Source organism: Candidatus Clostridium eludens (genome assembly GCF_045310515.1).
Lineage (GTDB): Bacteria > Bacillota > Clostridia > Clostridiales > Clostridiaceae > Clostridium_B > Clostridium_B eludens.
This window is the reverse complement of the sequence record NZ_JBJHZX010000021.1, coordinates 26,390-38,551: the sequence shown is the minus strand read 5'-3', so window position 1 is coordinate 38,551 and position 12,162 is coordinate 26,390. Positions and strand designations below refer to the sequence as shown.

The 12,162-nt window shown below is 31.4% G+C and carries 9 protein-coding genes, 1 pseudogene and 1 riboswitch; of the genes and pseudogenes, 2 read left to right on the top strand and 8 right to left on the bottom strand.

The genetic code is table 11. The annotated features are described in order from the left end of the window. Positions 1-2: 2 nt before the first annotated feature. The 5 genes and pseudogenes from ACJDU8_RS14405 to ACJDU8_RS14385 form a co-directional block, all read right to left on the bottom strand. Positions 3-1,465: pseudogene (locus tag ACJDU8_RS14405) on the bottom strand (nitrogenase component 1). Positions 1,466-1,493: 28 nt separating this feature from the next. Further along, positions 1,494-1,940, bottom strand: a complete 447-nt coding sequence (locus tag ACJDU8_RS14400) for a pyridoxamine 5'-phosphate oxidase family protein (RefSeq protein ID WP_406792847.1) — start codon at positions 1,938-1,940, stop codon at positions 1,494-1,496. Between the two features lie 159 nt (positions 1,941-2,099). Further along, positions 2,100-2,209: riboswitch (SAM riboswitch) on the bottom strand. Between the two features lie 319 nt (positions 2,210-2,528). Then, entirely contained in the window at positions 2,529-3,536 is a 1,008-nt protein-coding gene (locus ACJDU8_RS14395; protein WP_406792846.1) for an asparaginase, read from the bottom strand. A 78-nt stretch (positions 3,537-3,614) separates the two neighbouring features. Then, positions 3,615-4,784 carry a MalY/PatB family protein gene (locus tag ACJDU8_RS14390; protein ID WP_406792845.1) on the bottom strand — a complete coding sequence of 390 codons (1,170 nt, stop codon included), beginning with the start codon at positions 4,782-4,784 and terminating at the stop codon, positions 3,615-3,617. A 59-nt stretch (positions 4,785-4,843) separates the two neighbouring features. Continuing rightward, the gene (locus ACJDU8_RS14385) at positions 4,844-5,449 is read right to left on the bottom strand and encodes an epoxyqueuosine reductase QueH (RefSeq protein ID WP_406792844.1); all 606 of its coding nucleotides are present in this window, start codon (positions 5,447-5,449) and stop codon (positions 4,844-4,846) included. A gap of 397 nt (positions 5,450-5,846) precedes the next feature. On the opposite strand from ACJDU8_RS14385, the gene ACJDU8_RS14380 reads away from it, so the two are divergent. Both ACJDU8_RS14380 and ACJDU8_RS14375 read left to right on the top strand, forming a co-directional pair. Then, the gene (locus ACJDU8_RS14380) at positions 5,847-6,401 is read left to right on the top strand and encodes a GNAT family N-acetyltransferase (protein ID WP_406792843.1); all 555 of its coding nucleotides are present in this window, start codon (positions 5,847-5,849) and stop codon (positions 6,399-6,401) included. A 71-nt stretch (positions 6,402-6,472) separates the two neighbouring features. Beyond that, complete coding sequence (locus tag ACJDU8_RS14375; protein WP_406792842.1) at positions 6,473-7,366, top strand: DUF2156 domain-containing protein; 894 nt, start codon at positions 6,473-6,475, stop codon at positions 7,364-7,366. A gap of 294 nt (positions 7,367-7,660) precedes the next feature. Here the strand turns inward: ACJDU8_RS14375 and ACJDU8_RS14370 are convergent, their stop codons facing one another. From ACJDU8_RS14370 to ACJDU8_RS14360, 3 genes are all read right to left on the bottom strand, one after another. Continuing rightward, positions 7,661-9,037 (bottom strand): ATP-binding protein, encoded by a 1,377-nt coding sequence (locus tag ACJDU8_RS14370; RefSeq protein ID WP_406792841.1) that lies wholly within the window; start codon positions 9,035-9,037, stop codon positions 7,661-7,663. Positions 9,038-9,207: 170 nt separating this feature from the next. After that, the gene (gene asnB, locus ACJDU8_RS14365; protein ID WP_406792840.1) at positions 9,208-11,052 is read right to left on the bottom strand and encodes an asparagine synthase (glutamine-hydrolyzing); all 1,845 of its coding nucleotides are present in this window, start codon (positions 11,050-11,052) and stop codon (positions 9,208-9,210) included. Positions 11,053-11,239: 187 nt separating this feature from the next. Continuing rightward, complete coding sequence (locus ACJDU8_RS14360) at positions 11,240-12,109, bottom strand: polysaccharide deacetylase family protein (RefSeq protein ID WP_406792839.1); 870 nt, start codon at positions 12,107-12,109, stop codon at positions 11,240-11,242. Positions 12,110-12,162 lie beyond the last annotated feature (53 nt).

Below are 12,162 nucleotides of genomic sequence, written 5' to 3'. Positions count from 1 at the left end.
TTTTACCTCCCTAAGAATTTAAATGTATCTTGTTTAAGCCACCAATCAGTATAGGGCAGTTTATTATGTGCAGCTATTCCTCTAACAAATGAAAGATTAGTAATTGTGTCTAAAATCAATTCTCCATAATTTATTATTCCCTGATACCCAATTCCAAAATGTTCATCTATTGATAAAAATGACGGTATACCTAATTTTGTGGCCCATATTGTACCTGTATGCCTACCTATATATATATCCGGCCTGTACTTATATAGCATACTAACTAATTCATAAGATTGCTTGTTGCAAACTGAAAGCTTAAAATCCCCATAACTCTTTACGTCATTTCTCAGTGTATCTGACTTTTTGTTCTCATTATCAAATATGGGATCATGATGCCAGGTAGAAGCTCCTATAAGATCCATGCCTAATTCTTTCACAATGGCTACCATACTATGAGCATAAGCCGAACCTGCACCTATAAATACTTTTTTGCCCCGCAGCTTTTTTTTGAGTTCAGCTATTCTAGGAGCTGTCCTATTATTTTCTTCCTCTATAAGTTTTTCAACTTCTTCTTCTTTGTGTACTATTTTACCCAGTTCTCTCAGCCATGAATTAAATCCGGATATTCCATAAGGTCCTGGAGCCTTTACTTCCGGTACTCCAAAATATTTTTCTAATCCTGCAGCCAAGTAGGTCCCAAGAGTAGAACAAATCTGAAGTGTAGCAGCAGCTTCCGAAATATAGCTAAGCTGTTCTATAGTAGTAAAAGGTACAATATAGTTAACCTTAAGTCCAATTTTCCCCAACAGTGGTGAAAATATATCTGTACCATGAAAATTAATTATATTTACTACATCTGACTTTTTCTTTCTTGCAGGTTTAACTATTTTCCTCAAAATTCCATGATAAGAATCATCAAATCCCGTAGCCCAAATTCCTGATCGAAAACCCTCACAATATATTGCTACTACGGGTATTCCTATTTCCTTTTCAAGCTTACAAGCTTATCTGCTGCACTTTCAATATCGTCCCCTATTATAGCAGAAGCACAGGTAGAAGTTACAAATATAGCCTTGGGGTCAAATCTTTTCTTTGCCTCTCTTATAGCACTTTCAAGTTTTAATACTCCCCCATATACCATATCTTTTTCAGTTAAATTAGTATTTATATATTTTATATTACATACCTCTATATTTCTTGTTCTTCTACCTGACCTATTTACCAAATTACGCCTTGGAATATCACCACTACAGCCTGCTGGACCATGCTCTACAATTGCTGCATCCTGAATACAAGATAATTGATTCATAACCTGATCGGCACTGCAGGTTGTGCATTGAGTAAATGATCTTTCACAATTACATAAAGTTTTATTATCATAACTCCTACATAAATCAAAAGCAGTACCTTCATATCCAGTAATAGACTTAAGTCTTCGTTCTCTTACTTCCACTGAAGCCCTTTCTATATCAACACTCATAAGTGTCCTCCTTTTGCTATAACTGGCTTTAGATCGTCTCTTTTATCTCCTTAGAATCTCTAGTATAATCAGCTAACTTTACAAACTTCGCTTTAACTTTATATATTGAAGAATCTTTAAATTCTCCATTAGATATTTGTTCTTTTATAATTGGATATCTATTACTTATTCCTTCTACTGCACTATTAAATTCTTGACCAGCCAATACTTCTGAAGCTTCTCCTGTTACAGCAACACTTTTAAAGGTATCATAAGATTGCCCCTCATTTTGAAAATAAAATGTAACTATGGGATTTTGCTTTATATGCTTAACCTTATTACTTTCTTTTTTAGTCACAAAATATATATTTGCACCATCATTTGAAAAAGCACCTATATTCCTTATATAGGGTGAATTATCCTCACCTACTGTAATTAATAATCCTACCTTTGATTGCTCTACATATGCTATTGACTCATTTAATATTTCACTCATTTTTATACTCCTCCTTGTTAAAATAATTAAAATTTTTAAAAACAAAAAGACCAGAGACTCTGTTCATAGTCTCCGGTCATCCAGTCAACTAAAATTTAGTAATAAAAAAATCCTTTTCGCAGATGAAAAGGAATATTAAATAGATTTTTAGCATCCATTCCCCCATCTTTCAGAAATATATCTGCAGGATTTAGCACCTCATATGAATACAATTCATACTACTTGCTGAAACTTCATTGGGCCAGCCCCTCCGTTTCTCTTGATAAGGATCTTTATTTAATTTTTACTAATTGTATCAGACATTTAAACTAATGTCAATGATGATTTTTATTATTATTTATTTTACTCCACAGATTTTTTATCAGTCCGCCTTTATAACCAGCGTATATGCAATTTAATATTCATCCCTCCTTATAGCATCTCCTAAGTACGTGCTAAGAGTTGTACATATAGGATATATTTTTACACCAAAACAAAAGCAGGCAATATTATTAAATAATAACGCCTACTTAATCCAAAACAATTATAACTTCCTCGATACATATTAGACGAAATACCTTTTATTTTTGCTTCAATAAATTTTAAAATTTAATTTTTATTTAAATAAAAACCAGGAAATATTTCTCCTACTTTTTCTCTCCTATTATTAACGTTGTCCTTAATCTTAAATTTACTTAAAGCTTTTTTCTCTTCTTCATTTAAAACCTGTAAATCCTCCAAGCATTTAACAGTTGTAGGCCACAGAGCCCTAGTGCTGCCATCTTCTATCTTAATTGCCAACCCTAAGTCCATACCTTTAACTCCAACACAATATATTCCCTCTGCTCCAAGCTTCCCTATAAGTTTTCCCCCGGTATTTTTCATAAGTTCAGTACAGAACCCTCCTGTTCCCGCTACCATTTCAGGTACAGCTGTCATAGCTTTAAATACCCTATGAGCAGCATTTTTATAATCCCCGGTAAATACATTATCATTAGCCATTTTACAAAATCCCAATGCCATATTATATAAAGGTATTCCAAAAATAGGTACAGTACAGCCATCTACACCTACAATTATACTATCTTCCTTTACCGAACAAACTTCTGACAGTATTTTTTTTATTTCTTTTTGTACAGGATGTTCTGGAAGGTTATAAGTATTTAAATCATATCCCTTTAAAACACATACGGCAAGTATTCCACAATGCTTTCCTGAACAATCAGTATAAGAGGGATTTAACCTTACATGATTCCATAAAAGTTTTTTAGCGTACTCTTCATTTAAAGATAAAGTGGAACCACATAGTAAACTATTTACATCAAGTCCTATCTTTTTTAATATTTCCTCAACAGTTTTCCTATGAAAGTCTTCTCCATAGTGAGAAGCACACATTATGGATATTTCCCCATCTGTAAAAGAAAACTTTTGGTCAGCTCCGGATAATATAACATTTAAAGTCTGTATTGGTTTTGCAGCAGAACGCATATAAGTAGTTTTATACGGATCTCCTAGACTATAAAGAAGTTTACCTTTACTGCTTACTACAGCTATATCTGCCCTATGGATACTTTCAGTTAAAAGCCCCCTTGTAACTTTTACAACTATTTCTGACATAAAAACTCCTCCAAAAAATAAGACTCAGTTAATTTTGTAAAATGGAACAATATATTAATTATACTATTTGTAAATTAGCTATAAATTATTTATAGCTTCTTCAATTCTCTTTAATGATTCTCTTATAATGTCTCTAGGACAGGCCATATTCATTCTTTCAAAACCTTCTCCACCTTTGCCAAATGTAAAACCTTCATTAAATTGAATCTTTGCTTTAGTGAGCATAAAATTTTTAAGTTCTGCTGTATTCATTCCTAATTCTCTACAATCAATCCACAGCAAATAAGTACCTTCTGGTTCAATAACCTTAAGCCTAGGTATTTTTTCTTTTATGTACTTTCTAACAAATTCTTTATTTTCATCTATATAATCTATAAGTTGCTCTAGCCATTGTTCCCCATGTCTATATGCTGTTTCACAAGCTATAATAGCAAATAAATTAAGGCTAGATGCTGCTATATTTTCCAATTGTACAATATATCCCCTTCTTAACTCACTATTTGGTATAATTATATTGGAAACCTGAAGACCTGCTAAATTAAAAGTTTTACTTGGGGCAGTGCATACTATAGAATTTTGCTCAATCTGCTTTGATATGGTTGCAAAAGGAATATGCCTGTAATTTTTATATACCAAATCTGAATGAATTTCATCAGATACTATTATCACATTATTTTTTACACACATCTCTCCTAACTTTTCCAATTCTTCTTTATTCCATACCCTTCCAACCGGGTTATGAGGACTACAAAGTATTAACAGCTTCACCCTTGGATGTTTTAATTTTTGTTCTAAATCCTCCAGGTCCATATGATATTTTCCCTCAAAAAATTTCAGAGGATTATCTACTATTTCACATCCATTTCTTAATATGGCCTTATAAAATGGATGATACACTGGTGATTGCAAAACGACTTTATCCCCTGCATGAGTAAAAGCCCTAATAATAGTATTAATAGCAGGGACAACCCCTGAACTAGTAACAATCCATTCTTTTTTAACTTTCCAGTAATGTCTTTTCCACATCCAACTTATTACAGCATCATAATAGCTCCCATTAATCTTTGTATACCCGTAAATTCCCTGTTGTGCTCTCTTAATTATTGCTTCCTTGACTTCTGGCACAGTTTCAAAATCCATATCTGCTATAGACATAGGTATAATATCATCACATTGTTCCATATTTAAATTCCATTTAACACAGTGGGTATTCTTTCTGTCAATAATTTTGTCGAAATTATACTGCACTTTTATAACCCCCTTACTTTACAAACCATAATCATTGTATAAATTTCCCAAATTTCCGGTTACTCTAACTTAGAAAATATACAACCACAGTAATTTTGCCTGTATAAATTGTATATCTTAGAAAGCTCAATGGATCTTTTGTATCCATTTTTCTTCTTAAAATCTGAGTATAAGTATTCAATTCCATATTTACTAGCTAAATCTCTTCCTATGTCATTTAATTTCCCTGCATCCTTATGAGGACTTATAGTTAAAGTGGTTGTAAAGTAATCATATTTTTGAGATTTAGCAAGCTTTGCCGTTTCATTAAGTCTCAACCTATAACATCTAAGACACCTAAATCCGCCTTCTTTTTCATTTTCAAGTCCTTTACATAGAGAGTAGAATTTTTCACTGTCATACAGACCCTCTATAAAATTTATTTTATTAGGACTAAATTTAAAAATAAATTCTTCTTGTTCCCTAACTCTCTTTACATATTCCTCCTGGGGATATATATTGGGATTATAATAAAAAACCGTTATATTAAAATACTTAGACAAATATTCTAACACATAGCTGCTGCATGGTGCACAGCAGCTGTGGAGCAATAGGGAAGGAATTTTTTCATCCTCTACAATTTTATTTATAATTTTATTTAATTCATTTTGATAATTTACATTCATGCATATCAATCCCCTGTGTAAAAAGGTACAAATTAAAAAACATATGTTATCATCCCATAATTATAGCACACTTATTTAAATTTTTCCCTGGCGTTTTTCTCAGGCATTTTCAAGCAGTTTAGAAGTAATCATAATTAATGCAGTAGCTAAAATTATATTACAGAGATGACCACACTCCAAGCGTAAGTGGTGAATTGGTTAAAAACAAATTATTTATATTATTAAAGTTTATATGAATTTCATATAATAGTAAATAAAAATATATTATAATATATAAAAACCAAATAATATTCCGCTGATTTCAAAATTGAATTTCATATAGTTTATGGGTTATAATGGTTATGTCAAAAAAGTTATTATTACTTAATTGTAATTTTTTAGAAGAGGTGCATATATTTTGATTAAAAATTTACTAAAAGGTTCTAATGTAGTCCTTACTGCTTTTAAGGAAGAGCATCTACCTTATTTGGAGAAATGGTATAATGACATATTATTTTTAAGAAACTTTGATGTTATATCCGCCTTTCCCAGAAACTTGGAAGAATTAAAAAGTACAATAAAAAATTCAAAAGAAAGTTTCGATAAATTTATTTTTGCTGTAAACTCTACAAAACACAATGAAATAATTGGAATTACAGGATTTGAGAATATACTGTGGAATAATGGAACTGCCACAATATACATAGGTATAGGAGAAGAAGCTTTTAGGGGACATGGAATAGGAGAGGAATCTTTATACCTTACTATGGAATTTGGTTTTGAAGAATTAAATCTTCATAGAATACAACTTACTGTTTTATCTTACAATACACCTGCTATAAAATTATATGAAAAATTAGGATTTAAAAAAGAAGGAACTTATAGACAATTTATTCATAGAGATGGAATTAGGTACGATATGTATCTTTATGGAATATTGAGAACCGAATGGAAAACTAATACAAAATACTAAAAGGAGGTACTGCCAGTAGAATAATGTGCTCCATTTACGTGTGCACTATTTTATTAAGTTGCAGAATTTTTATGCTTATATTTAAACCTATAACCATTGACGATAAAAGCATTTTTGATAAATATTTAATTAATTACAACTTTAACACAAGTGAATACTCTTTCACTAGTTTAATTATATGGAGAAAAGGTTGTGACATTAAATATACTATATATGAGGATACTCTTATCATAAAAAAGAAAGACTTTAATGGTAATTACCATTTCATGCAGCCTATAGGATATACTAAAAACAATGTTAAAAATGTAGTAGAAAAGCTTATAGAGTATAGAGAAAAAAATACTATGACCTATTTATTTAAAGATGTAGAGGAAACATTTTTAAATGATTTAAAAGAAGCTTATGGTGAAAGTATTTATGTAAAACCAGATACAGATAATTTTGACTACATTTATACTACTGAAAAACTCATTACTTTATCTGGTAAAAAACTTCATTCTAAAAAAAATCATTATAACTATTTTACAAAGACTTACAATTATGTTGTTAAAGATTTTTATGATTTAGAAGTAAAGTCTGACATTATAAATGCAGCTGAAGATTGGTATAAACAAAAAAACATCTGTAATGAATACTTAAAATATGAATTCCACGGTATCGAAGAAATTGTGTTTAATATGGAAAAATTAAACTTAAAGGCAATGGCTGTATACGTAGATAATAATATAGCTTCCTTTACTATAGGCGAAAAAGTTAATCCAAACATGGCAATTATCCATATAGAAAAAGGAAGTTCCACTATAAGGGGAATATATACCTTTACAAATAAGACCTTTGTAGAAAATTATTTATCTGACGTGAAGTATATAAACAGAGAACAAGATTTAGGTATTGAAGGCCTGAGAAAAGCCAAGAGATCCTACCAGCCTGTAAAAATGGAAGAAAAGTATTGTATAAGTCTCTAATTATCAAGTGATTCTTAGGTTCAGGTGGAGTTTGCTTATGAGAACTGCTTTTCTCCGGCTGAACCTTAGAAGAACTTATCCAGGCGCGCAGCAGTGCTTATCCCCTACTTTGATAGAAAAGCAGAGAACCAAAATTTTTAATTTTGTGTGAATCGCTTTCACAGAGTGCGATGGGGGGTTAGCAATGGTAGCGATCGGATAACAAAACATCAATTATATTTAAGAAACTCAGGAATTTCAAATTCATTCCTGAGTTTTTTAGGTATATGAAATAGAGCAAGCAATATATCTCAACTAAGATTTATGTTCTTCTACAACTTGGTGACCTTCTATCCAATCTACAAATTGCCTTGCAGTTCTTGCTGAACGTCCATTATACCACCTTTCCCATTTAAGTGCCTCTTTATGTAATGTTTCCTTATCAATTTTTAAATTTCTCTTTTTAGCTATACCTTCTACAATCTCCAAATATTTAATTTTATCCGGGGATACAAATACCACATTTATGCCAAATCTATCTGCTAGAGAAAGTTTTTCCTGTACACTGTCACCTCCATGAATTTCTTCACCAAAATTAGGAGATGGGAATACTCCTCTTTCATTGAAATACTCCTTAACAAGATGTCTTCTATTTGACGTAGCATATATTAATACATTAGAGGATTTATTTTCAAGTCCCCCTTCAAGTATTGATTTAAGAGCAGTATAACTTGCTTCATTATCTTCAAATACCAAATCATCTACAAATATAATAAATTTTTGAGTTCTGTTTTTTAAAGTTCTTATTATATCTGAAAAATCCTTCAGATACACCTTGGGAAGCTCAACCATTCTTAATCCTTCTGTATAGTATTTATTAAGTATGGCCTTTACCGTAGATGATTTACCCGTTCCCCTGTCTCCATGAATTAATACATTATTTGCTGAAAATCCTTTTAAAAATTGAATTGTATTTTCTATTATTATGGAACGTTCTGTTTTATAACCAATGAGATCTGAGAGTTCAATAGGATCTGGATTTTCAATACCTTTAAAACATCCCTTTCCATCAATGTGTTCCCAAACAAATGCCCTATAGCGAACAAACATACCACACCCATAATTTTCGTGGAATTTTTCCAAATCTCCGATACACTCACTCCAATTATTGCTGGAATAAAATTTTTCTTTTAGTTCTCTTATATGAGGTGGATAATTTTTCTCCCTAAAGCTTCTTCCCAGTTTCCATTCTGGAAGTTTTTCTATTATTTCTTTAAATCCATTATTTTCAAAATAATTTAATAGTTTCTCTTTTATACTAGAACAATTTAATCTGGCTATACACCTAAATTTTTCCATATCATTTACTGCAGCACTTTTAATTAAATCTTCACAATCATTAAAGCTTTTATTTTCAGCTCCTTTTGAAAATGGATTTTCATTAAAAATTATCTCATCTATAATGTAATCTTCCAAAGAAGAATATCCTTTATGTGCTAGTACAAAAAAGAATTCATTATATAGATTTGTAATGGATCCTATGCTAATTTTACCCTCACAGATAAATTCAAGAAATTTTTTTAAACTTAGTATCACCTTATCCTGAAGCAATTCCCTGTAAATAGATATTGAATCCAAACTTAATTCTGCATATTTTATTTCATAGCCAACTTCAAAATGTATATTTTTCATAAAAAGCCCCCTAAATTATGTATAATTCTCCTATCAAAGCTTACAATGTATAATCTATTTTAACACAATAAGCATAAAAAGTATGAAAAAATTCTCCAAAAAAATAGACCTGAAGGTGTATTTTTCACCTAGAGGCATATTTTTAGTAATACAGATCTCTCATTGGATTTCTAAGAAAGTTCTATTTTAACCTTATATTCCTTAAGCCACTCATTAACCTGGATCAAATAAGCAAGCAGCTGAGGCCCCCTCATAAGCTGTCCAAACCATGGCGCCTTAAAAGAGGAACCACCCGTTTCTATTAAAGTTTTCACTGCTTTTTTATCTATAAGATTGAGAATAGGAGAAGTTTTATCATTCATTATATCTCTCATCCATTTCTGGACCCTTTTAGTATATTCCGGATTATGGGTTTTAGGATAAGGACTTTTTTTCCTCTCAACAATATCTTCAGGAAGTATTCCCTTTAGGGCCTTCCTTAGCAGTCCTTTTTCTCTGCCCTTATAAAACTTGATTTCAGAAGGTATATTAAAAGCATATTCTACCAATCTATAATCTGCAAAAGGCACCCTGACTTCAAGGCTATTTGACATGCTCATTCTGTCTTTTCTATTTAACAAAGTAATCATAAACCATTTGATATTCAGATAAAATAATTCTCTCATACGATATTCTGATTTTGATTCTCCATCTAAATGCGGAACCTGTTTTATAGTTCCTTCATACTGTGCCTTCAAGTATTCCTCCAAATTAAGAGACTTCAGTTCATGTGATAAAATTTCCTTTCTGGAGTTTACAGATTTAGACCACGGAAAAGTATCGGCATTAATATCCTCAGGTCTCCTATACCATGGGTATCCCCCAAATATTTCATCTGCACATTCACCTGACAGTGCTACAGTGTTATCTTTTCTTATTTCTCTGCAGAAAAGATATAAAGATGAATCAATATCTGCCATTCCAGGTAAATCACTTGCTTTTACAGAATTATATAGCGCATCTGCTAAATTGCTGCTGGTATTTATAATTCCATGATGATTACTCTTTATATAATCCGACATCTTTAAGGCCCATATTCTGTCTGGTGTAGGTTCAAAATCATTTGCTTTAAAATACTTATCATTGTCTTCATAGTCAATGGAGTAGGTATTTAAAGTTTTTCCCTGTTTTCTAAATTCCGAAGCCGCCACCGCAGATATAGCACTGGAATCAAGCCCTCCTGAAAGAAATGTACAAATAGGAACATCTGCTACAAGCTGTCTTTTTATAGCATCTACCAAAAGGCTTTTTACATGTTCTGCTGTAGTTTCTGTATCCTCATTATGAACCCTACACTCTGGCTTCCAATATTCTTTTAATTTGAAACCATCTCTTGTATATATGGCATAATTAGCTGGGGGAATTTCATGTACATCCTTGAACACGCCTCCTCCTAAAGATCTGGCAGGTCCCAAAGCAAATACTTCTGTTAGCCCTTCTCTATCTACTATGGGTTCAACAAAAGGGTGAGCCAAAAGTGTTTTAATTTCTGAACCAAATATAAGAGAATTGTTTCTTATTGCATAAAACAAAGGTTTTACTCCCAGCGGATCTCTTGCCATAAATAAAATATTTTCACTTTCATCCCATATTGCAAAAGCATATATGCCATTTATATGTTTCACACAGTCTGTTCCCCAGTGCATATAACTGGTAAGAAGTACTTCTGTATCAGAATAAGAGTTAAAAGAATATTCTTGTTCTATAAGCAATTTTCTTAAATCTTCAGTGTTATAAAGTTCCCCATTATATACAATTATATATTTCTTGCCATTTGCACTTTTGGACATGGGTTGGGCACCGCCAGAAGGATCTACAACTACAAGTCTCCTGTGACCTAGAAGGACATTCTTAGAAAAATAATATCCCTGATCATCAGGCCCTCTTTTCTTTAATGTATTTGTCATATTTAGAATTATATCCCTATTTTTAGAAATATCTTCTTTTAAATTAATCCATCCTGCAATTCCACACATAGAGAAGTTACCTCCAAATAATTTATTAATTAAAGTTAAGGCATCCTTCATCATTCATTTTAGATACCTAATTACAATTTATGATTTAAAAATATATATGTGCATAAATTAATAAATTTATGCACATATACCACTAAGTAATTCATAAACTAATAAATTATTTCATCGGAACCACTTGATTCTTATCTTAATTTAAAGTTTCAAAAGTATATCCATTGGATTTTAAATATTGTATTACCTCAGGAAGAGCTCGTACAGTAGTAGTCTTAGCTGCAGCATCATGCATTAAGATAACTACAGTATCATTAGTAGTATACTTTTTCAGTTCATTCATTAAGTTCCATACAGGCAGATCATTACCACTAGCATCCCCAATCCAGTCATTCCAATCTACATAATGATATCCTTCTTCCGTAATAGCCTTTTTAAATGGCTCCATATTTAAGGAAGCTGTATTAAAAGAGCCTCCTGGAAATCTTAAAAGTTTTAAATTATAATCTCTTCCTAGTATTGCTTTAAGTATTAAGTCACATCTATTTACATCATCTACAAATGCAGAGGGGTCTTCTCTATAACCTAACTTATGACTATAAGTGTGATTGGCTACCACATGTCCCTCTTTCACTTCCTGTTTTACTAAATCTTTATTTGCCCCAGCATTTTTGCCAATTAAAAAAAAAGTAGCCTTTATATCATTTTCTTTTAATATTTTAAGTACTTGTGGGGTATTATTAGGTGATGGACCATCATCAAAAGTTAGATAAGCCACTTTTTTACCATCTTTTCTTTTAACTTTCCAAGGCTTATATTCTCCAGGTGGTTGAGATGTAGTAAATCTTTTATGTAATGTATCTTTTGCTACTTCTGAATTCTGTTTGGTACTTTTACCTTCTCCTACTATATTTGAACTACTTAAAAGAGAGGTTTTCCTTGATGCAAGTTTAGTGCCTATAAAAAATGCCCAGGAAAAAACAATTACAAGAAAGGCCACCATAACTACTCTATTTCTTCTTCTTATAATTTTATTTTTCCTGATTCTATCCTCATACTTATTCATAAAATTCATCTCCCAAATGACATTTTACAATATACTTTATTCTATAAAATGGT